We start from the raw sequence: 22,727 nt of genomic DNA on the forward strand, positions 1-22,727 counted from the left end.
CGCCCAATGAGCTACAGCAAGATTCCGGCTGGCAAAGACCTGCCGAACGACATCTACGTCGCGATCGAGATCCCGGCCAACCACGCGCCGATCAAATACGAAATCGACAAAGACAGCGATTGCCTGTTCGTTGACCGTTTCATGGCCACCCCGATGTTCTACCCGGCCAACTACGGTTACATCCCGAACACCCTGGCTGACGACGGTGATCCGCTGGACGTGCTGGTCGTAACCCCTTACCCGGTTGCTCCAGGTTCGGTGATCCGCGCGCGTCCAGTCGGCATCCTGAACATGACCGACGACGGCGGCGGCGATGCCAAAGTCATCGCAGTTCCACACGACAAGCTGTCCCAGCTGTACGTGGACGTGAAGGAATACACCGACCTGCCAGCCCTGCTGATCCAGCAGATCGAGCACTTCTTCGCGAACTACAAAGATCTCGAAAAAGGCAAATGGGTGAAAATCGAAGGCTGGGACGGTGCAGACGCCGCCCGCGCCGCGATCACCAAGTCGGTTGCTGCCTACAAAGGCTAAGCCTCGCGACCTGCGACACGCTTGAAGAAAACCCCGGTTGATCCGGGGTTTTTTGTGCCTGCCCGGCAGAGGCTTAAACAGCCTGTTTATGGCGGCCTACAGAAAGGTTTTAGTCTGTGTAATTTCCCACAAGCACGCCTTACATCCCGTCGCAAAATTTGCCCTTATTTTGAACGCAAGGTTTATTCAAACCGCTCTAGGCCGGTCGTAGACTCGTGTTTATGAGAAAGAACACTAGCGGTCCAAGATTCAAGGCACTCCTGGAAGCTGCGAACATCACCACCACGGGATTCGCAAAGTTCTGGGGCACGGAAGCCCAAAACGTTCATAACTGGTACACCCGGGGCGTACCCGCGTACCGCATGGAAGAAGTCGCGCGCCTGCTGTCCGTCAACAGCCAATGGCTGAAGACCGGCGAAGGCCCGAAAGACGCCCCGCACCTGCATACGGAGTCGGGCGACATCCTCGATGCCCATGCCATTCGCGGCGTCTACACGGTGCTAGAAACCAACGACATCGAATTGCCGCTCTACAAAGAAACCCCGGTCGCCCCCGGCTCCGACAAAACCCATGTCATAAAAGACCCGGAGCAAACCATCCGCCTGCCCCGCAGTCACCTCGAAACACTGGAAATCCGCTACACCGACGCCATTTGCACCCACATGATCGGCAACAGCATGGCCGAGAAAATCGAAGACGGCTCCACCCTCGCCATCGACCGCGGCCTCACCCAGGTGGTTGACGGCGAAATCTACGCCATTGAGCACGACGGCATGTTGCGTATCAAATACCTGCACCGCATGCCCGGCAACGCCCTGCGCCTGCGCAGCCACAACAGCGCCGAATACCCGGACGAGATCTTCCGGGCCTCACAGATCGAAGAGCAGAGGATTCATGTGTTGGGGTGGGTGTTCTGGTGGTCGACGCTGGGCAAGCGGCGGCCGGTGGTGCCGTTTCTCTGATCCTCCATCACTCCCGGCCCCAGCACAGAACGTTGTAGGAGCGGGCTTGCCCGAGAAGAGGACCGGATACCCGGTACAAACCTCTGTTTTCTGCCGCAGAAATCGCTCTATTCCGCACTTGAGACTGGGAATCCCCAACAAAACTCAGTATCCTGCGCCCCACATTCGCGCATCGACCCGCCAAGCGGCCCAGATGACGCCTGACGCGGCAGACCACTGTCTGACCAAGTCCCACAGCCGGACGCAAGATCCGGATGTACGTTTTGAAGGCTGGCGCGGTTTACCAAAAATAAACCAAGCCAGTCCCCGAGAAGCCGGCCACAAGCCGGCTTTTTAATGCCTGAAAGAAACCCAGATCTACCGTCCAGAAATCTTCCTTGTTACCGTAACGGCAAAACTCATTACGGTGCTCCATCATGGCCTCCCCCAAAATTCATAATGATGACGGTAAGAAGCCGCACTTCTCTGATCCGGATCAGTTACTGCTGGACGCAGAGTTACGTTGCAAAGAGGATGTGGCGCTTATCGCCGCAGTCAACGAACGTCTTGTCACCCCTCAGCGAGTCAAGATAAGCCTGGATGACTTGTAACGTTGAATCCCGTCGAGCTGCAGTTTCGCGGGAGGTGATCCCGCAATCGGGCAACAGGCTGCTGCCCAACTCAATTGTGCAACAGCCCGTTGCACAATCCCGTCACGGATAGCTAAACGACTTCACCAACGTCAATTCCCCCACCGCCCGCATCGGCACGATGAAAGTCTCCATTTTCTCGCTAGGCGTCCCCTCCTCCGTAATCACCGTCACCTGCGCGGTGGTCAACGGCTGCACCGCCTCTTCCCCACCCTCATCATCACCGCGATACCCACCGCCAAAATAATTCACATACACCAGATACTGCCCCTTGATCGGCGCCGGCATGGCGAAGATTTCCGGGCCGTATCCGGTGGTCACGTCGACATCCAGAGCAGCGCCATTGGGGGCAACGCGATCGCCATACCAGATGTGCGCGCCATCAGGCGTGACCAAGTGCAGGTCGAGGTCAGTGCCATCGCTGTCCCACGCCAGCAACACCCGCAGTTTTGCCGGAGTAGCGCCGCCACTGGTGTTGAGGAACTGCGTGCGGTGCCGTTGCTGGCCGTCCGGGCTGCGGACTTCGACGCTGTTGCTGCCGTTGGGAAAGGAGAACGGGCGGTCGAAGCGGCCGCTGTCGTCGATTTTCAGCGGCATGCTGACGCCGTTGACGATCAGGCGGCCGGGCTCTCTGTTTTTCGGTGTGGCTTTGATTTCCCCGCTGATGCGGGCGGTGTTGGCCTGGCTGAGCGGGGTGTTCACCGAGGAGGCCGGGTAGTTGACGGTCTGGCGAAAGCTCTCGCCCTCGCCTTCAGGCGCGCCGCTGCGCCAGCCGCCGACCGGGGTGTCGAGTTTGACGCCGTCAGCGGCGATCACCGGCGAAACCGCGGTAAATACGCAGAGCAACAGCAAGACCTGTGGATAACGGAGTGTCATGGTCTATTCCAGCAAAAGGTGACGGGCGAGCCCTTCGATATAGGTTTCATCCTGGCCGTTGGGGTGTGCTTCAAAGGCCAGGTGCAGGTATTCGTGAGTCAGGTCGAGGCGGTCCTGCAAGGACACCACGCCGCGCACATAGATGCGCTGGCGTTCGCGGTCGACGAAGGGGCGGCCGAAGGCGAGTTTGCAGACGGCGAAGGTGCTGACTTCGTTGTAGCCGGTTTCGCTTTCCAGCCTGGGACGCCAGCCGCGCCGCTGTTTTTGCAGCCAGTCTTGGGCAGCAGGTAGCGCTTCGCAGGACGCCACCGGGTTGTCCCAACGGCTCAGGCTGGCGCGCGGGTAGGCGTGCAGCAGAATCGCGTCGTAACGCTGGCCGGCATTGGCTTGTTCGACCGCTTGTTGCCAGGCCAGTTTGTCCGGGCCGGGCTGATCGGAGTGATAGGTGACGGTGCTGCCGGCCAACACCAGATCCGCCGTCCATGCGGCGATGTTGCGGGATTCGGCGGAAGCAGGACGCGGGGCGACGCGTTGGCGTGTACTGCTGTCGTCGATGCTCAAACATTCGCCGTTACGCGTGGCGTTCTGCAGCAGATACGTGCGGATTGCCACGGCCAATGCTTTGGCCGCTTCGTGCGGTTCTGGTTTGGCTTCACGCTCCAGCACCCGGGCGACGTACTCTTCACGATCCAGCCGCGCCACAAGCATGTCGTTGAGCAGAAACAGCTCGCCGTCGCTGTGGATATCCAGCGCATTGCCGTTGGCGAATTCGACGCGGTAATCACCCTGCAACGGGCCGGAGGTCACCGCTCGATTACCGGCCAGAACCCGCGAAACCGGATATCGCGAGAACAGTCCGACTTCGACACAACGCCCTGCTTCCGCCGGCCACGATGTGGGCAACACCGTCGCCAACGCCGAACCGTAACGCCGCAAAACCATCTGACTGGTGCCCCGGCCACCGGCCCAGATCGGCGAGCCGTCCGCCGTCCATCCAGCGAATCCACCCTGGCGTGATTGAGGGTCCTGATCGCCGAGCCAGCTCCAGGTCTTCACCCGCAAGCGTCCGCCGAGCTCACCGACGACATTGCCGTCCGCCGCGTTCAGCACCACGTCGAGCAGCACACGACGCATCTGATCCTGAGCCGGCAGCCAAGACAGAACCTTCAGCAAGTCAGCCACGGACACCCGAGTAGCCGGCTGCACCGATGGCAGGTCCAGCAACCACGACGGCGCCTGTCGCGCCTGCCAATAGGTTCTCCAATCGCCAGCGGTGATGCCCAACCGCGCCGGCTCGAAATACAGCCCGCAGGATTTCACCAGCGCCTGATCACGCTCGATCTTGCCGCCAGCGGTGCAGCAATAGACTTCTTCCTTCGACTGCCCGCGACATTCATAAGCAGGCTCCCGCGCACCGGTATCCACCAACCACGCATAAACGAACAGCTTCCACAGACTGCCCAGCGGCGTATCCAGCGACGAAGACATTGGCTCGCGCGCCGTCAATTGCGAGGTATTCAGCGACAGCAGTTCGCCCTTGTAAGCCACGCGCAACGGCTCATCCTGCGCCATCGCCAGCGCAGGAATCACACACATCAGCAGCCAGACCAGCGGCCGGATCATGTCAGTTGACCGTGACCTGACCAAGGGCCGCTTTCGCTTCGCGGGCCTGATGCTGCGGCGCGTAAACCTGAGTGAAACGCACCGGCGGCAGGTTGAACTGGCCCTTCTGCGAGAACCGAACCAGATGGCGCAGACGCAATTCACCGCTCAGTGCATCCACCGGAACCGCGTAGGCCAGTTGGCCCGGTTCGAACCGCGCCTTCTCCAGCGCGGTCGGCTCGGTGCCGTCCTTGCCCTGCAACTTGATGCCCCACGTGGTGCGCTCGACATCGGCGCCCGGCGGCAACGGCACTTCGAGCATGCCGTAGCGCAACGGTTTTGGTGCCTTGCTGGTGAGGATCACCTCGTCCAGATACAGACTGTCGCTCGACAACGGCTTGCTGCCGACCGGCTCCAGTTTGAAAGTGAAGGCTTCGTCACCCGGTACCAGACGCGACAGGCGACGAGTGATGGTCACCGCCATCGGATCGACCGCCGGTTGTTGAGTCTGGAAGCTCAGCGCGGCACGCAATGGACGCTCCTGAGTGCCCGATACCGACAACACGCTCGGCACCGGCGCAGCACCCTGCCACGTCCAGAACATCTCGCCGGTCGCGCCATAGTTTTTCTTCCAGCCTTCGCCCGGTGCCAGCGCGATGGTCGGCGATGCCTGGGCGATGCTGCGTTGCAGCCAGGTCAGCGCCAGCGCACGTTCGAGGGTCGATTGCTGCGGCAACAGGCGTTGCAGCAGCGCGTTCGCACGAGCCTGATCGAACGGTTGCAGCGAAAGGTTCAGCGCCTCGGCAAACGGCTGCGAGCTGACCGACAAGCGCTGTTGCGCAGCGCCCAGCTGACGATTGAATGCATCCGGCAAAGCAACTTTCGACTGGGTCGCCAGCGATGCGGTCAAGACCCGCGCCGCCGCCAGACCCAGCGCCGAATCCGGATCGCCCATCACCAGACTGTCTTCGCCGTCGTCCATCAGGGTTTCGGCATTGCCTTCCCCGGCCTTGGCCAGATCGTCCAGCAAACCGCTGAGCAGCGTGTTGACCGGCAGATGCATCTGCTTGGCGAACGACAGAATCAGCGCCCGTTGCAGCAATGGCGTGTTCGGCGCCTGCTTGGCGTAGACCTCCAGCACCCGCTGCCAGTGCTCCGGCGGCAAGGTCAGATCCAGCACCTGACTGGCGTTCCAGTCGGCGTAATAGGCGTAAGCGGTGAGGAACGCATCCGGCTCGCCATCGAAGCCCCACCAGGTGAAACTCGCCGACGGCCCGGCCATTTGCACCAGGCGCAGACGGCTGTTCTGCATGATCAGGCGCAAGCGATCGCGGATCTGCGGGCTCGACGCCAGCGACGGATAAGCGATGCTCAGCGGCAGCAAACGGCTGGCGGTCTGCTCGACGCCGCCGTACGGATAGCTGAGCAGATCGTCGAGGGCCGAACGGAACAGCGCTTGCGGGCTGTCGTCCAGACGCAGGCGAATGTCGGTGGCGTCCGCCGGCAGGCTCAACGGCGTATCGCCGCTGGCCACGTCGAGACTCTGGGTCTGCGTCACTTGCCAGCCTTCGCCGGTGGCGGTCAGGCGCACCGCGAGGGCGTCGGCGGTCTTGCCGTCCTGCACCAGCTCGGCGGTCCATTCGCCGGTGGCCAATGCGAAGGCTGGCAGCGGCAGGTAGTTGATGCCGTTGTTGAGGGTCACCGGCAGGCGTTGTTCGGCGCCGGCGTAGTGCGTCACCAGTTCAGCCTTGACCGGTTTCTCGGCCTGGCTGAAGGCAAACACACCGAGTTGCGGCTGATCGCCCTTGCGGAATTTGCTCGGCCCGCTCCACTTCAGGTACAGCGGTTTTTCCGAACGGACGAACTGCTTCTTCTGCCCGACCTGACCGTCATCGGCAATCGCCCGCGCAGTGATGCGCCAGCGGGTCAGCGAGTCCGGCATCTTGAACGTGAAACGTGTCTTGCCGTCGGCATCGGTCAGCAATTCCGGTTGCCATGCTGCGGTGTCGACATCTTCGCGACGCGGCCGCTCCAGCACTTTCACCCCACGCTCGCTGCGGTTGGCCTTGCCCGGTGCGCCGGGGCTGCCCGGCAAGGCCACGTCGTAGCTGATGAACGACAGGCTGGCGCTGGTGCGCACGTTGTTGCGACGCGGGTGGTAGAAGAACTGGTCGATGGTCGGCGCGACTTCCGGTTGCAACGCGTAGACCATTTCATCAACCACGCTGACCGTCAGGTGCGCCGGCACTGCCTTGCCGGCGAACTGCGTAGTGAGGTCGACCGTCACGGTATCGCCCGGCTGATAGGTGTCTTTGTCGGTTTTGATCGCCACGTCGATCTGCGGCGCAACAACCTTGATCCCGGCATTCTGGAAGCTGTACTGACCGCCCTTGGTGTAGAGCACCGAGAACGTCAGGTTCGGCGCGAAGGTGTCCTTCACCGGAATACGTGCGCGGTATTGGGTGTCGCTGAGTTTTTCCAGTTTCAGCCAGTCGCCGCCCTTGGCCAGCAGCGCGGTGGCTTCGACCTTGTCGCGCTCCAGCGACAGCAGTGCATCACTGACTGGTTCGGGGAAGGTGATCAGCGCCAGCGCTTCGTCGCCGGCCTTGTATTCGGGTTTGTCGAGGACGATTTCCACAGTGCCCGGCACAGCCTTGACGCCATCGCCGGTGACCGAATGACCGGTCGCACCCAGCACTCGGCCGTGCTGATCTTTCAGCGACAGGTTGTAGGTGCCCGGGCGATCAAACGTCACGCTGAAGCCTTTGTCCTTCGCCGCCAGTTTGCCTTCGCCGGTGGTCTGGTCTTCCAGACGCACCCAGCTGTAGCTGCTCGGCACCACGGCCTGAGCCTGTTGGCTGCCGCCCTCGTTGGCGAAGCTGAACGCGACCTTGTCACCGACCGCGCTGAAACGCTGCGGCGCGGTCAGACGGAAGCTGGCAGCGCCGCGGTCGATGAGGATTTCCTTGGTGGTCTTGACCCGATACGCCGCGCCATCGCTGGCAAACACGGTGAGCATGTAGCGGCTGGGCTTTTCGGCGGCCGGCAGGTCGAGGGTCGCGTTGCCTTTGCTGTCGGTGGTCAGTTCGGTGCTGGTCAGTTCCACCGGGAATTGCCCGAGGTATTGCAGCTCGTTGTCGACCATCGACAGTTGCTGGGCGCGCAGGCTCAGGGTCAGCTTGGCATTGGCCACCGGTTTGCCGTCCGGGTACAGCAGCACCAGGCTGCCCTTCACCGGTTCGCCGGTTCGGTAATCCTGCTTGGCCAGATTCAGCGAAATTTCAAAGTGCGGCTTGATGTACTCGGCTACACGGAACGCGCTGCTGTAGGCCTGATCCTTGTAGTTGAAACGCAGCTCGTAACCACCGGCCACGGCGTTGTCCGGCAACTGGAAACGGCCCTGAGTACCGGCCTTGGAATCGAGTTTCAGGTCGAGCCGCTGCAACTCGGTACCGGTGGCATCGAGCACGCTGACATTGACGTCCGCCGCCCCCGGCAATACCGAGTCCCGCGCATTCTTGAATTCGCGGCCGACGATTTTCAGCGACACCCAATCCCCCGGGCGATACAACGGCCGGTCGGTGAACGCGTAGAGTTTGGTGTCGTAGATTTCGCTGTCGTAATAGAAGTTTTCCGAGACGAATACGCCGCCCTCTTCGTCCTCGCCGATCACGAACGAACGCTCGGGGCTGACGTGTTTCAGGCGCAGCAGACCATCGGTGTCGGTGGCGCCGCTGCTCATCACGCCGAGGCCGTCGGTCCACAGCACATTGACCTTCGACACCGAGCTGCCTTCGTGCTTGCGTGCGGCCCACACCAGCAATTCATCACCGGCAATCTTGCTCACCGCGACGGTGTTGGAAACGAAAACCATGGTGGTCGCGCGGTACTTGCCGATCAGCGCTTCGACCAGATACAGACCCGGTTTCAGGTTGCCCAACGGGATGTAGACGTTGCCCGGCGCGACGCTGACGAACTCGCTGGAAGACCCGGCCAGATTGACGCCTGTCGGCGGCTGGATCGGTTTGGCCTGCCACAGTGGATAGCGGAACTGGCTGACCACCGGCAGGCCCGGAATCAGGGCGAACTGCGGTTGCGCGTCGTACGGCGTCGGCGCAGCGATGGCATTGCCCATCTTCAGCTCCGGCACTTCCTCGGTGACTTGCTGACGCGACTCGTAAGAGAACGCACGCTGCATCACCCGACGGGATTTGCGGTACCAGTTGTCCCACAGGTACGCCAGGGTGTTCGACAGGCCTTCGCCCTTGAACTGGCCGTCGCTGACCACGCGGTGCAGGTTCTTCTGGCGCTTGAGGAAGTCCAGCGGCTTGTCGATCTTGTACACACGGATGTCGGCGCCGCCGTAGGGTTCCATGCGGAATCGACGGTAGTCGCGACCCGGCGCTTCGAGGCGTACCACCGCCTGTTCATCGGCGGCGAAACTGCTGTCGGCCAAAAGGAAAAAGCTCTCACCGGACACCGGCGTGTAGCCGCTTGGCTCCACGGTGTCTTCGGCATTCACGGCCGAAAACGGCAGGGTCAACAGCAACAGAAAAGGCAGTAAACGCAGCATGCGGGCACCGGTCATTGGGAGAGAAAATTCAGTCGATAGACGCCGATGAAGTTGGGGTTGGCTGCGTCGGGTATCCATCGGGTGTCCTTCCATGTCATGAGTTGCTGCAGGCTTGCCGAACGCATGCCGTTGTCGGTTGGGGTGGTCGTGCCGGTGTGATAGGCGATGTAGCGGCCCATCCAGATCATCAGGTGCTGGTCGTCGCCCTGATCGAAAAACATCAGATCGCCGGGCCGTGCCTGGGACACGTCGCGGCCGATCAGATGGCTGTTGAACTGAATCAGTTTGATCGCGTTGACGTAGGGCCCGACCTTGCCGCCGCCCTGCTGCCATTGCTGGGCGAGCTTGCGCTGATCGGCGCTCAGGTCCAGCTCCGGCGGCAGGTAGCGGTTGGACACGCCATTGCTGCGCAGCCATTTGTCGTCATGGACTTTCAGTGCTTCGTTGGCGGCGAAACGCACCAGCCCCGCGCAGTCCTGCTGATACCAGCGCGGACTCGGGCCTTTGCTCAACTGCTCCTGAGCGATGCGCACGAACCAGGCGCGAAAGACCTGGGACTGCGCGGGATCGAGGGCCGGCGCCTCAGCGGCTCGGGCGCCGGCACTGAGCAAAAGCGCCAGCAAGCCGAGGCTGCGAATCAGTCCGGTCACAGCGCTTTCCACTCCAGCGGCAGCCATTGCCAGTGACCGTCAGGCTCGCTGCCTTCCGGCAAGGTCAGGGCGTATTTGCCCATGCCGCCGAGGGTGCGCAGTTTCGGGATCAGGTAGGTTTGTGCGGCGTTGTAGAACACCGGCTCCATGTCCTGCGGCAGGCTGTCGAGGGTTTCCTGCTGGATCAGTTGCGCCATTGAGTCCGGGCCGAAGTAGATCGGCATCAGCACGTCTTTGGGCAGCACGTCGGCCATCGGCGGGAAGCGTTTGTCGAGGGTGCCGAGGGCCTTGTCGACCAGTTTGTCGTCGAGGGAAAACAGCAGCGTCGAACCGTGGCGCGCCAGGCTGACTTTCATGAACGCACGGCCGGTGATCGCGTCCGGGTTCTCGGCATCCTTGGCCGCGTACGGGCCGAAGTTGGAGCTGACCTGACGTTGCCAGAGGTGGCTCTGGCCTTCCTGTTTTTCCACCACGGGGAACGCGTGCTCGTCGACCTTGCCTTCGTAAGCGCCGACCATCGAATCGAACAGCGTGCCGATATCAGCGTCGAGCTTGCCGTTGTCTTCGTCGTTCAGACTGGCCACCAGCAAGGGCGTGTACAGCCGCGAATCGGCGTACCAGCACAGGCCCGCCGCGCCGGCCACGTGCTCGGTGAGTTTCTGCGCTACCGCTTCTTCGGCGCCGAGTTTCACCAGCAACGGTTTTTGCGGCTCGGCTGCGACCGGCAGCGTCACGCAGGCACTGGCGCCCAGCGGCATGGCTTGCCAGACCGGTTTGAAATCGAAGTCCGGCTGGTTCTCCAGCTCATCCATGGCGAGATAGCTGTGCCAGCCCTTGTCGTCCATGTCGAAACGCAGGCCGGCGAAATTCGGGATGAAGCGTTGATAACCCATGGCCAGGACGCTGGAATTGACCGACAGGCGCTGCTTGGTTTCCGGCGTCTTGGCCGGCAACCCGAACGCTTCGGGGAACAGTTTTTCGCCATTGAGCAACGCCGCCAGCGCCTGCGGCGAAACATGGCCGGACTCCTCGGAAGCACCACTTTCCGGGTCGTAGAATTTGGCCGGATTGGACAGCACCACCAGTTTGTCGCCACGGGAGGCGAACAGCAGGGATTTGCCGGCGTTGTAGGTCAGTTGATACAGCGGCACTTCGTCGCCGCCGACTTTCAGGGTGCTGAGCACGCTCAGTTGCGAATCATCCAGGGCGACTTTCGCCAGCGGCTCCAGCACCTTGGCCAGACCGCCGCGATCCATCACCAGCAGGAAATCTTTCAGCCGACCATCGGCACCGCGCCACAACGCTACGTCTGCCGGTTGATCGAAGAGCTGCTCGATCAGGCTGTCCTGCAGCTTCAGGTCATGCTCGTAGATGATCCGCCGCAGACTGCCGATCAGCCCGAGGCGGTCGGCGTGGGTTTCGTAATAGAAGACGAAATCCTCGGTCAGCGTGGCCTTGAGGAACGGCACCGTCAGCAGGTCCTTGGGCAACTGGCTCAGGGAGCGGGTTTCCAGCAGCGCGTCCGGGCGGCTCAGGCCGAGCTTGTCACTGGCCAACTCCGCTGGTGGTGCCTTGGGTTTGTGCATCAGCCAGCCGAGGCCGCCCGCCACGCCGGCCACCAGGCACAGCCCGACCGCCAGCAACGGCCAGCGCCGGGAAGGTTTGGCGACGGGCGCGTCGGTAGCCGGGTTCGCAGTGTTATCGCTCATCTTCTCGCTCATGTTCCCAAAGCTCGGCAGTTCATCCGTGGTGCGGGATGCTTAATAGTTGAAAGTCTTGACCAGCAGCAGATCACCGATGGCCCGCAGGGGCACGATGAACGTTTCGCGTTTTTCGTCGACGGTGTTTTCGTTGAGCACCAGCGTGATCTGCGAGGTGATGACCTCGTTCTGGTTGCTGGTCTCCTCGAAGTTATAGCCGCCGTTACCGAAGTTGCCCCAATAGTTGACGTAAACCAGATAGGTGCCGTGCAGCGGCGCGGTCATGGTGAACATTTCCGGGCCGGGGCCGTCGACACCGTCCGGATCGAGGCCGCCGCCGTTGCTCATCGCCGGCCGCGCCCAGAAGGCGTGCTGGCCGTCAGGCGTAATGACGTGCAGGTCGAGTTCGGCTTTAGGGTCGTCCCAACCGAGCACCACGCGGATCCGCGCCGGCGTGCGCAAATTGTTGGCTTCGTAGAATTGAACGCGCTTGAGCGACTGGCCGTCGGCGCTGATCACCTCGACACTGTTGGAGCCGGCGCCGAACGCATACGGCCGGGCGAAACGCCCATCGTCGTCGGTGTACAGATTCAGTGGATTGCCATTCACCGCCAGGCTGTGGGGCGGGCGCAGATGCCCGATCGCCTTGAGCTGGCCCTGAATCATCGTGCGATTGCGCTGGATGCCGCGATCGATGGGCGGCGTGGGATAGGCGACCTGCGGGTTTTCCGTGCGATCGAGCAGCCCGTGATAGCGCCAGCCGCCCACCGGCTCCGACAGCTCCGCGCTCGGCGCCGCCAGCAGCGCGGGCGCGCAGGCCAGGCCGATCAGCAGCAAAAGAAGTGAACGCATGTGATGCCTCCTGCCATGCCTGAACGAAACCTTGCACCCGATCCTCGGCGCTTCACAGTGGGCGATACTGCGTTTCGTCTGAAAGACCCGTGACTGTCGGGTCGTAGAAGGCGCGAAGGTTAGCGATTCGGCAGTTTTTTAACAATCGGATACATCTTGAAATGCGGTAGTAATCACGGCGACTAGTGGACGATGAGCCGAATAGGCGTCATATTCGGCTCACGAAATGAGCCGAATAGCACTTCTATTCGGCTCACGCACTCAGGAACGGCATTTCATGGCAACTCACTGGATCTGGCAGCAACCCGATTGGCCCGACTTCAACTGGCAGGCAGAGCATCTCACTGCGCTGTTGCGCGAATGCGTTCAGGCGCAGGGACAATTGATGGGCATGGCGGGATCAGTGGGCAATTCACTGAGCGCTCAGACTGAGCTGGACGCGTTGCTGCAGAACATCGTGACCTCCTCGGCCATCGAGGGGGAGCAGTTGAATATTGAATCCGTGCGTTCTTCATTGGCACGACGTCTGGGGCTGGAATCACCGGATGGCGACAACGTCAGCAAGCGCAGCGAGGGGCTGGCGCAACTGATGCTCGATGCCACTCAACGTTTTGCCGAACCGCTGACGCTGGAACGATTGCTGGAATGGCACTCATGGCTGTTTCCAGAACAGGAGAGTGGTTTCCTTTCGCGAGCAATCAATGTAGGCGCATTACGCGGCGATGAGCCGATGCAGGTGGTTTCCGGGCGAATCGACCGCCCGACCGTGCACTTCGAGGCGCCACCGCGACAAGGGCTTGAGCGACAACTCGACAGTTTTCTCAAATGGTTCGACGCCAGTCAGCATCAGGCAGGCCTCGATCCTTTACTGCGAGCCGGTATCGCACACTTCTGGTTCGTCACCTTGCACCCATTCGACGACGGCAATGGGCGCCTGACTCGCACCCTCACCGATCTGGCATTGGCTCAAGGCGAAGCGCAGGCCATTCGTTTTTATGCGATGTCCGCCAGCATTCTCGACGACCGCGCGGGCTATTACCGGATTCTCGAATCGAGCCAGAAAGCCACGCTGGACATCACAGACTGGCTCGCATGGTTCCTGCAAACCCTGCTGCGCAGTCTGCAACAGGCCATCGCGCGGATTGAAAGTGTGTTGGGAAAATCACGCTTCTGGCAGGCGCACCGGGAATCCGGGCTGTCGGCGGAGCAGATCAAAGTGCTCAATCGTTTGCTCGACGGTGGTGAGCGCGGTTTCGAGCACGGTATCAGCGCAGCGCAGTATCAGTCGGAAACAAAACTGTCCAAGGCCACAGCAACCAGGCATTTGGCTGAATTGGTCAAGAAAAAATGTTTGAAACGGACAGCCGCAGGAGGGCGGAGCAGTCGCTACCAAATCAACTCTCCAGACTGAGTGCGCTGCCAAGCATTATCCAGTTTCAATTCAAGATTTCGACTGGAGCTCAATGTCATCTCATGGTCAACTACGGCCAGAAAATCCGTCGGCAAGGACGGGAAAAATAGAGGTACTCCTGTGAAGCTGCGCAAACTGAAACTAAAGGATTTCCGTCGATTTGAAGACATTGAAATCGACTTCCATCCTGAGCTGACGGTCATTGCCGCACGTAACGGGCAGGGTAAAACCACAATACTTGAAGCCATTGCCACCGCGCTGGGGCCATTTGTCGGCGCATTCGATATGGGCAAATCCAAGCACATTGAGCGAACCGATGCTCGTTACGTTCGTCTCGGCAACAGCTTCGAAAACGAACAGAGATTTCCAGTCATCATTGATGCTGTCCTCGATGATCCCGCCATCCAATGGCAACGAGCACTGCATGGCCCCAAAAGCCGTACGACTACAAAAGAAGCCACCTCACTGGCCAACTGGGGCAAAAACCTTCAAGAGTTAGCACGAACCAAGGCTGCAACTGCTTTGCCGCTAATCAGCTATTACCCAGCTGGACGCCTTTGGATCACACACAACAACAGCTCACGAAAAGCGGTGGTTAGTGCCAGTAGAACCATGGGGTATGAAGACTGCCTGTCTTCTGCATCAAATTTTGTGCAAATGCAGCAATGGATGCGGAAGGCGACAATGGCCTTGCTTCAACAACAAGAGTTGCCGGGTTACGAGCAATCGGATCTGAAGCCAAGAATCACCGGCATTCAAAATGCAGTAAATCTGGTTCTGGAGAATGAAGGCTGGAGTAACTTTCACTACAGCCTTGGCTATGAAGATCTCGCAATGTCTCATCCTGATCATGGGCTTCTGCCAATCAGCCTGCTGAGTGATGGCGTTCGAGCGATGATTTCATTGACTGCCGACATGGCATTTCGCTGCGCGCGCCTGAATGGTCAGTTTGAGGATCAAGCCCCATTGCTCACAGAAGGTATTGTTCTGATCGACGAGGTCGATTTGCATCTACATCCTGCCTGGCAACAACAGGTCCTGGCAGCACTTCGCAAAGCGTTCCCGAAAATTCAGTTCATCGTTAGCACACATAGTCCTCAGGTCTTGACGACGGCGAATCGTGAGCAGATCCGTGTCATTCACAAGGACGAGCAAGGCTGGGTTTCAGAACAACCGGCTATGAGTCCCTTGGCACAGGAATCCGGAGATGCGTTGGCGGGCGTCATGAATGTCAACACCCGCCCTCCGATGGCGATCGTTGAAACTGCCCACGCGTACGAACAATTGTTCCGGGATGGTGCCGGTAACAGCCCAAAAGCTACCCAGTTGAAACAGGAACTGGATAACGCTGGTTACGAAATCTCCGAGGCTGACATGACGCTCTGGACGTTCCTCGCGGCGCAGGTCAGGAAGACGCGTAATGATTGAGTTGACTCACAACCCCGCTCCCCCAAAAGCACTGCTGGATTTCAACGAAACTTATCCCGGCGCGGGACCAGATGATTTTGATGGAGAGGCTTTCCGCCCGGTGAAAAAAATCGTGAAGGCGAGCCTCCATAATGATCAAGGTGGACTTTGCGTTTACTGTGAAATGCCGCTGCAACCCGACACAGGTCAAATTGACCACATCAAGCCCAAGCGCGGTAGTGATGGCCACCCTCACTTGACCTTCTCTTACACCAACTATGCACACGGGTGTATCCGGTCAGACGGATGTGGCCAGCGAAAAGGAGATCGGCTTCTCCCGATTGAGCCTGCTCCCGGTTGCAATGAGCAGTTCTCTTTATCGTCAGATGGTTCACTGGAACCCATGCCCGATCTCAACAGGAGAAATAGGCATTTGGTTCGTCAAACGCGAGATATGCTTGGGCTCCATAGTGCAGCACTCATTCGAGAACGGGAAAAGTGGATAAAAGCGTTCGTCAGCTTGCTCAAAGAACACCCGCAATTGGCGAGAGACTTTCTGAAACAAGCCCCTTTCCGTCATATTTTGCTCAGGTTAATCAGCTAGCGCCTTCGCCATTTCAAGGCTTTGACCCGCCCCGCTCATTTGCCCATACCCCCCCTATCTGCTAGTGTCGCGCCGGTTTAACGTCAACCGGAATTAGCCGCCATGGCCCGCAAAAAAGCTGCACTGGATTTCGAACAGTCCCTCGCCGACCTGCAAACGCTGGTGGAGCGTCTGGAGAACGGTGAATTGTCGCTGGAAGACTCGTTGACCGCTTTCGAGCAGGGCATCGGCCTGACCCGTGACTGCCAGGCGGCGCTGGCCCAGGCCGAGCAGAAGGTCCAGGTGTTGCTGGAGCGCGATGGCGAACTCGCCGAGGAACCCTTCGACGCGGATCAGCCAGAATGATTGCAGCGTATTCGGCCACCAGCCAGGCACGGGTCAATGCGGCACTGGAAACCCTGTTCAACGCTCCGCTGCCAGAACTGGCGCGGCTTTACGAAGCCATGCGCTACAGCGTGATGAACGGCGGCAAACGCGTGCGCCCGCTGCTGGCCTACGCCGCATGCGAAGCCCTTGGCGGCAAGGCCGAACAGGCCAACGGCGCAGCGTGTGCGGTTGAGCTGATCCACGCGTATTCGCTGGTGCACGACGATTTGCCGGCGATGGACGACGACGATCTGCGTCGCGGCCAGCCGACGACTCACAAGAAATTCGACGAAGCCTGCGCAATCCTCGCCGGCGACGGCTTGCAGAGCCTGGCGTTCAGTGCCCTGCTCGACCCGCGCCTGAGCGACCTGAGCGCGGACATCCGCCTGCAGCAGGTCACAGCACTGGCGCACGCGGCGGGCCCGGCTGGCATGGTCGGCGGTCAGGCCATCGACCTCGGTTCGGTCGGCCTCAAGCTTGATCAGAAAGCGCTGGAACAGATGCACCGACACAAGACCGGCGCGCTGATCGAAGTCAGCGTCAGGCTCGGCGCCCTGGCCAGCGGCTCTGCCGAGAAGGATGAACTCAAGTCCCTGCAGACTTATGCACAGGCCATCGGCCTGGCATTCCAGGTCCAGGACGACATTCTCGACGTCGAAAGCGATACCGAAACCCTCGGCAAACGCCAGGGCGCCGACATCGCCCGCGACAAGCCGACCTACCCGGCACTGCTCGGTCTGGACGCCGCCAAGGCCTATGCGCTGGAACTGCGCGATCAGGCCCTGCACGCGCTGCGACCGTTTGACGCGGCTGCCGAGCCGTTGCGCGATCTGGCCCGGTATATCGTCGACCGGCGCAACTGAAGGCTTATCTGCCAAAAAAGACCAACGCGTGGGCAGGGGGCGATGCATCAGGTAAACTGCCGCATCTTTTATACCTATAACGATTCGCCTGATGCCCACGACGTTTCATGAGATTCCCCGCAAGCGCCCGACCACGCCCCTGCTCGACCGCGCTAACACGCCGGACGGCCTGCGCCGGTTAGGCGAAGCCGAGCTGGAAACCCTGGCTGATGAGTTGCGCCTGGAATTGCTCTACACGGTCGGCCAGACCGGTGGGCACTTCGGTGCCGGCCTGGGCGTCATCGAGCTGACCATCGCGTTGCATTACGTCTTCGACACCCCGGACGACCGGTTGGTGTGGGACGTCGGTCATCAGGCCTATCCGCACAAGATCCTCACCGGTCGTCGCGAGCGCATGGAAACGCTGCGCCAGAAGGACGGCATCGCCGCCTTCCCGCGCCGTTCCGAGAGCGAGTACGACACCTTCGGCGTCGGCCACTCCAGCACCTCGATCAGTGCCGCGCTGGGCATGGCCATCGCCGCCCGCCTGCAGAACAGCGATCGCAAGGCGATTGCGGTGATCGGCGACGGCGCCCTGACCGCCGGCATGGCCTTCGAGGCGCTGAACCACGCGCCGGAAGTCGACGCCAACATGCTGGTGATCCTCAACGACAACGACATGTCGATCTCGCGCAACGTCGGCGGTCTGTCGAACTATCTGGCGAAGATCCTTTCCAGCCGCACTTACGCGAGCATGCGTGAGGGCAGCAAGAAAGTGCTGTCGCGCCTGCCCGGTGCCTGGGAAATCGCCCGTCGTACCGAAGAGTACGCAAAAGGCATGCTGGTCCCCGGCACCCTGTTCGAAGAATTGGGCTGGAACTACATCGGCCCGATCGACGGCCACGACCTGCCGACCCTGATCGCTACCCTGCGCAACATGCGCGATCTGAAAGGCCCGCAGTTCCTGCATATCGTCACCAAGAAAGGCAAAGGCTTCGCACCGGCGGAAGTCGACCCGATCGGTTACCACGCCATCACCAAACTCGAACCGCTGGACGCCCCTGCCGCTGCGCCGAAAAAGGCCGGCGGGCCGAAGTATTCCGGCGTGTTCGGTGAGTGGCTGTGCGACATGGCCGCTGCCGACCCGCGTCTGGTGGGCATCACCCCGGCGATGAAGGAAGGCTCGGATCTGGTGGCGTTCAGCGAACGCTTCCCGCTGCGCTACTTCGACGTGGCGATTGCCGAGCAACACGCCGTGACCCTCGCCGCCGGCATGGCCTGCGAAGGCGCGAAACCGGTGGTGGCGATCTACTCGACATTCCTGCAACGCGGTTATGACCAGTTGGTGCATGACGTCGCGGTGCAGAACCTCGACGTGCTGTTCGCCATCGACCGCGCCGGTCTGGTGGGCGAAGACGGCCCGACCCACGCCGGCAGTTTCGACCTGTCGTTCCTGCGCTGCATCCCGGGCATGGTGATCATGACCCCGAGCGATGAAAATGAACTCCGCAAGATGCTCACCACCGGCCACCTGTACAACGGCCCGGCGGCGGTGCGTTACCCGCGCGGCACCGGCCCGAACGCGACCATCGAGAAAGACCTCGAACCGATCGAGATCGGTAAGGGCGTGGTGCGTCGTCAGGGCAGCAAGGTCGCCCTGCTGGTGTTCGGCGTGCAAATGGCCGAAGCCCTGAAAGTCGCCGAGACGCTGGACGCGACCGTGGTCGACATGCGTTTCGTCAAACCGATGGACGAAGCGCTGGTACGCGAGATCGCCAACAGCCACGACCTGCTGGTGACCATCGAAGAGAACGCGATCATGGGCGGCGCCGGTGGCGCGGTCAGCGAATTCCTCGCCCGCGAGAACATCCTCAAGTCGGTGCTGCACCTGGGCTTGCCGGACGTTTACGTCGAGCACGCCAAACCGGCGCAGATGCTGGCCGAGTGCGGACTGGATGAAGTGGGGATCGAAGCGGCGGTGCGGGAGCGCCTGGAACTGCTCAACAAGTAATCACCATCCCTGTGGGAGCGGGCTTGCCCGCGATGAGGTCGGCACAGTCAACATTGATGTTGGATGTACCGACGCCATCGCGGGCAAGCCCGCTCCCACAGGGATCGCGTAGATCTTGTGGGAGCGTGGCTTGCCCGCGATGCTTTTAAGCCTGGCTGAACTGCGAAGCCAGTTCCCGCAGCAGCACTTCCGCCTCAAGCACTTTGCTGACCACATCATTGGCCTTGTCGCGGCTCAAACCAACGCGCTCCAGCAGCGCATCCGGAATGTCTTCATCCGGCCCGGAGCCGATTCCGCGACTGCGCAGCAGGCGCACGGCCAGGCAGACGAGGTTCGGGTATTCGGCGTAGGCGCCGTCGTAGTTCGGGTCGTGCTGGAAGCGCAGAGCGGTGGCCAGTTCGTCCGGCATGTCCCAGTAGCGCATCAGCCAGGAGCCGATCTGTTCGCGGCTGATGCCCAGCAGGTGTTGCTCGACATAGCTGTGGCACAGGTGAGGGTTGACCTCCAGGTGGCGGCAGATCAGCGAGAAGTGCGGCGGGAACACGTGGGCCAGCAGCAGGTAGCCGAAATTGTGCAGCAGACCGGCGAGGTAGGTCAGGCCGGATTCCGGACGCTGGGCACGCGGCATGGCGCGGGTCAGGCCTTCGATGACGGCGGCGGTGTAGATCGACTGCTGCCAGTACGGCGTGGTGTGTTGCGGGTGGTCTTTCGGCAGGCTCAGGGTCTTGCCGAGGGCCAGGCCCAGCGCCAGGTTGATCACCAGATCGAAGCCCAGCACGCGGACGATCGCGTCTTCCACCGAACGGATCTTGCCCGGCGACGCGTAGTACGGCGACGCCGCCCAGCTCACCACTTGCGCAGCCAGCGCCGGGTCGGTTTCGACCACGCCGGTGATGTCGTCGATGGTGGCATTGGGGTCGACGCGCAGCTTGATGATTTTTTGTGCGGTTTCGGCCAGCGGTGGAATCTCGATGGTCGCTTCCAGACGCTGCTGGATGCGTCTCGCGGTGAACGCCTGAACGGCCTGGGTGATTTCCTCGCGGTCATCGTCCGGGCGGTCGAGGTTCGGGCGGATGCTGCTCAGGGCTTCGCCGAAGTTGGCGGCGCTGGCCTTGGTCAGCATGGTCTTGAAGTCTTCGCTGGCGATTTCCAGCAGCAGGCCCGGCTCGCCGGAGTTAATCAGCAACTTCGGTTCACGCAGCAGGCTTTCTTCGTAGAGGCACGGCGAACTGGTCAGCGCCGGCAGGCCCGGCAACAGGCTCAGGCTGTGTTTGCCGAGCATCTTTTCCAGGCGCTCGGTGGACACGGCGGTCAGGCGACGGCCCGTCAGTTCGGCGAGGCGGTTGAGATCCAGCAGCTGGCTCTGTGGAAACAGCACCATCAGCGCACCGACCGCGTCGTCCAGCAACACCGCCTGCACTTTGCGCGAGGCGTTGAGGCCGTGGTGGTCGAGCACTTCTTCGTAGGCGACGCCCAGCTTGTTGAGCAGCAGCCGAATAACAGACGGAGCGTGCGGTGATTCGGGGGCGAGAGCAGCTTCGGTCATGGTCTGTATCCGTTTTTGAAACAATTGCTGGAGTATAACCAGCTTGGTTGGAACGAGCTGTCAGAAACTGCGACGGTGCTCACACTTGGCCGTATTGCTGCCCGTGTCGCAGCCAGCGGTCGAGCAACGGGCTGACGTGGGTAGGCCAGCGTTCGAGCAAGGCCTGGGCGGCATCGCGCACGGCAGGCAACAAATCGGCGTCGCGCATAAGGTCCGCGACCTTGAATTGCAGCAGGCCGGTCTGGCGGGTGCCGAGCATTTCGCCGGGGCCGCGCAGTTCGAGGTCTTTTTCGGCGATGACGAAACCGTCGTTGGTCTCGCGCATGATGCCCAGGCGCTGGCGACCGATCTGCGACAGCGGCGGATGGTAGAGCAGCACGCAATGGCTGACCGCGCTGCCCCGGCCGACACGACCGCGCAACTGGTGCAGTTGCGCAAGGCCGAGACGCTCAGGGTTCTCGATGATCATCAGGCTGGCGTTGGGTACGTCGACGCCGACTTCGATCACGGTGGTGGCGACCAGCAGTTGCAGGTTGCCGGCCTTGAATTCGGCCATGACGGCGGCTTTTTCGGCAGGTTTCATGCGGCCGTGGATCAGCCCGACCTTCAACTCGCCGAGGGCGGCGGTCAGGTCTTCGAAAGTGGTTTCGGCGGCCTGGCAGGTCAGCTCTTCGGACTCTTCGATCAGCGTGCACACCCAGTAGGCCTGACGGCCTTCGGCGCAGGCGCTGCGCACCCGTTCGATGACTTCGACGCGGCGGGTGTCGGTGACCAGCACGGTGTTGACCGGAGTTCGGCCGGGCGGCAGTTCGTCGAGGATCGAGGTGTCGAGGTCGGCGTAGGCGCTCATCGCCAGCGTCCGCGGAATCGGTGTGGCGGTCATGATCAGTTGATGCGGACACATGCGCCCGCCGACGCCTTTCTGCCGCAGCGCCAGACGTTGCTGCACGCCGAAGCGGTGTTGTTCGTCGATGATCACCAGCGCGAGGTTCTTGAACTGCACTTCGTCCTGGAACAGCGCGTGGGTGCCGACCACCATCGGCGTGCCGCTGGCGATCTGTTCCAGCGCGGCGACGCGGTTCTTGCCCTTGAGCTTGCCGGCCAGCCACGCCACGTCGATGCCCAGCGGTTCGAGCCAGCGTTTGAAGGTGATGAAGTGCTGCTCGGCGAGGATCTCGGTCGGCGCCATCAGTGCGACCTGATAACCCGCCTCAAGCGCTTGCAGCGCAGCGAGGGCGGCGACCACGGTTTTGCCCGCGCCGACGTCGCCCTGAATCAGCCGCAGCATCGGCTCGTGCTGACTGAGGTCGTAGGCGATTTCGTTGCCGACTCGTTGCTGAGCGCCGGTCGGATTGAAGCCGAGGTTGGCCAGGTATTTCGCCGGCAGCTTGGTGGCTTTCGGCATCGCCGGCGCGCGCAGGGAGCGCATGCTTTCGCGCAGGCGTTGCTGCGATAGCTGGTGAGTCAGCAGTTCTTCGAAAGCCAGGCGATGCTGGGCCCAGTGATGGCCGAGGGCGAGTTCGTCGACGTCGGCATCGGCGGGCGGGTTGTGCAGGTAGCGGATCGCATCGGCCAGCGGCGCCAGTTGATAGTCGCGAGCCAGTTCGGTCGGCAGCCAGTCGGGCAGGGTGGATGGCTTGAGCAGGGTCAGGGTCTGCATGCACAACTGACGCAGGCGCGCCTGGGTCAGGCCTTCGGTCAGCGGGTAGACCGGGGTCAGGGTTTCATCCACCGGCGGCGGCTCGTCGCCGTTGATGGCGCGGTATTCCGGGTGGTAGATCTCCAGCCCCGAAGCGCCGGGCCGGGCTTCGCCGTAGCAGCGAATCCGCGTGCCGCGCTTGAGGCCTTCTTTCTGCGCGTTGCTGAAGTGGTAGAAGCGCAGGCTCAAGCCGCCGGTGCCGTCCTGCAAACGCACGACGAGGCTGCGACGCCGGCCCATGACCACGTCGGCGCCGCTGACGGTGCCTTCGACCACGGCGTCCTGCCCGGGACGCAATGCGCCGATCGGCACCACGCGGGTGCGATCCTGATAACGCAGCGGCAGGTGGAACAGCACGTCCTGAAGGTTTTCCAGGCCGACCTTGGCCAGTTTCTCGGCCATGGCTTCACCGACACCCTTGAGTGCGGTGACCGAGACCTGCGACAGCTCAGTCATGACGCTG

At 61.5% G+C, this 22,727-nt stretch carries 17 protein-coding genes; 9 read left to right on the forward strand and 8 right to left on the reverse strand.

The window, feature by feature from the left end:
• Window positions 1-6: 6 nt before the first annotated feature.
• The 3 genes from ppa (at window position 7) to JKA62_RS17220 (ending at window position 2,086) form a co-directional block, all read left to right on the forward strand.
• Window positions 7-534, forward strand: a complete 528-nt coding sequence (gene ppa, locus JKA62_RS17210) for an inorganic diphosphatase (protein WP_007933577.1) — start codon at window positions 7-9, stop codon at window positions 532-534.
• A 221-nt stretch (window positions 535-755) separates the two neighbouring features.
• Window positions 756-1,496 (forward strand): S24 family peptidase, encoded by a 741-nt coding sequence (locus tag JKA62_RS17215; RefSeq protein ID WP_011336120.1) that lies wholly within the window; start codon window positions 756-758, stop codon window positions 1,494-1,496.
• Between the two features lie 416 nt (window positions 1,497-1,912).
• Window positions 1,913-2,086 (forward strand): hypothetical protein, encoded by a 174-nt coding sequence (locus JKA62_RS17220; protein WP_181457899.1) that lies wholly within the window; start codon window positions 1,913-1,915, stop codon window positions 2,084-2,086.
• A gap of 102 nt (window positions 2,087-2,188) precedes the next feature.
• Here JKA62_RS17220 and JKA62_RS17225 read toward each other — a convergent pair whose 3' ends face one another.
• From JKA62_RS17225 to JKA62_RS17250, 6 genes are read right to left on the reverse strand one after another with little or no spacing between them, the layout of a single operon-like run.
• Window positions 2,189-3,001, reverse strand: coding sequence for a YfaP family protein (locus JKA62_RS17225; protein ID WP_201818764.1), 813 nt, complete (start codon window positions 2,999-3,001; stop codon window positions 2,189-2,191).
• 3 nt (window positions 3,002-3,004) lie between these two features.
• Window positions 3,005-4,624, reverse strand: coding sequence for a DUF2300 domain-containing protein (locus JKA62_RS17230; RefSeq protein ID WP_201818767.1), 1,620 nt, complete (start codon window positions 4,622-4,624; stop codon window positions 3,005-3,007).
• A 1-nt stretch (window position 4,625) separates the two neighbouring features.
• Window positions 4,626-9,191 carry an alpha-2-macroglobulin family protein gene (locus JKA62_RS17235; protein WP_201818769.1) on the reverse strand — a complete coding sequence of 1,522 codons (4,566 nt, stop codon included), beginning with the start codon at window positions 9,189-9,191 and terminating at the stop codon, window positions 4,626-4,628.
• Complete coding sequence (locus JKA62_RS17240; protein WP_085654922.1) at window positions 9,188-9,853, reverse strand: DUF1175 domain-containing protein; 666 nt, start codon at window positions 9,851-9,853, stop codon at window positions 9,188-9,190. Before JKA62_RS17240 ends, JKA62_RS17235 begins: the two co-directional genes overlap by 4 nt.
• Window positions 9,823-11,535 (reverse strand): DUF2138 domain-containing protein, encoded by a 1,713-nt coding sequence (locus tag JKA62_RS17245; protein ID WP_201818771.1) that lies wholly within the window; start codon window positions 11,533-11,535, stop codon window positions 9,823-9,825. Before JKA62_RS17245 ends, JKA62_RS17240 begins: the two co-directional genes overlap by 31 nt.
• Window positions 11,536-11,586: 51 nt before the next feature.
• Window positions 11,587-12,378 carry a YfaP family protein gene (locus tag JKA62_RS17250; RefSeq protein WP_064599718.1) on the reverse strand — a complete coding sequence of 264 codons (792 nt, stop codon included), beginning with the start codon at window positions 12,376-12,378 and terminating at the stop codon, window positions 11,587-11,589.
• A gap of 277 nt (window positions 12,379-12,655) precedes the next feature.
• On the opposite strand from JKA62_RS17250, the gene JKA62_RS17255 reads away from it, so the two are divergent.
• The 6 genes from JKA62_RS17255 (at window position 12,656) to dxs (ending at window position 19,019) form a co-directional block, all read left to right on the forward strand.
• Window positions 12,656-13,789, forward strand: coding sequence for a Fic family protein (locus JKA62_RS17255; protein ID WP_201818774.1), 1,134 nt, complete (start codon window positions 12,656-12,658; stop codon window positions 13,787-13,789).
• Window positions 13,790-13,909: 120 nt separating this feature from the next.
• A complete protein-coding gene (locus tag JKA62_RS17260; RefSeq protein ID WP_064382206.1) occupies window positions 13,910-15,217 on the forward strand; it encodes an AAA family ATPase in 1,308 nt (435 codons plus the stop codon).
• Complete coding sequence (locus JKA62_RS17265) at window positions 15,210-15,800, forward strand: retron system putative HNH endonuclease (protein WP_084777013.1); 591 nt, start codon at window positions 15,210-15,212, stop codon at window positions 15,798-15,800. The genes JKA62_RS17260 and JKA62_RS17265 overlap by 8 nt, the downstream gene beginning before the upstream one ends.
• Before the next feature lie 102 nt (window positions 15,801-15,902).
• Entirely contained in the window at window positions 15,903-16,145 is a 243-nt protein-coding gene (locus JKA62_RS17270; RefSeq protein ID WP_007894317.1) for an exodeoxyribonuclease VII small subunit, read from the forward strand.
• Complete coding sequence (gene ispA, locus JKA62_RS17275; RefSeq protein ID WP_201818776.1) at window positions 16,142-17,029, forward strand: (2E,6E)-farnesyl diphosphate synthase; 888 nt, start codon at window positions 16,142-16,144, stop codon at window positions 17,027-17,029. Before JKA62_RS17270 ends, ispA begins: the two co-directional genes overlap by 4 nt.
• Before the next feature lie 91 nt (window positions 17,030-17,120).
• Entirely contained in the window at window positions 17,121-19,019 is a 1,899-nt protein-coding gene (dxs, locus tag JKA62_RS17280; RefSeq protein ID WP_064382210.1) for a 1-deoxy-D-xylulose-5-phosphate synthase, read from the forward strand.
• Between the two features lie 145 nt (window positions 19,020-19,164).
• Here the strand turns inward: dxs and JKA62_RS17285 are convergent, their stop codons facing one another.
• Together JKA62_RS17285 and recG are read right to left on the reverse strand one after the other, a co-directional pair.
• On the reverse strand, window positions 19,165-20,565 hold the full coding sequence (locus tag JKA62_RS17285; RefSeq protein ID WP_011336567.1) for an aminoacyl-tRNA deacylase and HDOD domain-containing protein: 1,401 nt from the start codon (window positions 20,563-20,565) through the stop codon (window positions 19,165-19,167).
• 79 nt (window positions 20,566-20,644) lie between these two features.
• Entirely contained in the window at window positions 20,645-22,720 is a 2,076-nt protein-coding gene (gene recG, locus JKA62_RS17290; RefSeq protein ID WP_074689971.1) for an ATP-dependent DNA helicase RecG, read from the reverse strand.
• Window positions 22,721-22,727: the final 7 nt, after the last annotated feature.

It is taken from the genome of Pseudomonas sp. B7 (assembly GCF_016735645.1).
Lineage (GTDB): Bacteria > Pseudomonadota > Gammaproteobacteria > Pseudomonadales > Pseudomonadaceae > Aquipseudomonas > Aquipseudomonas glycinae.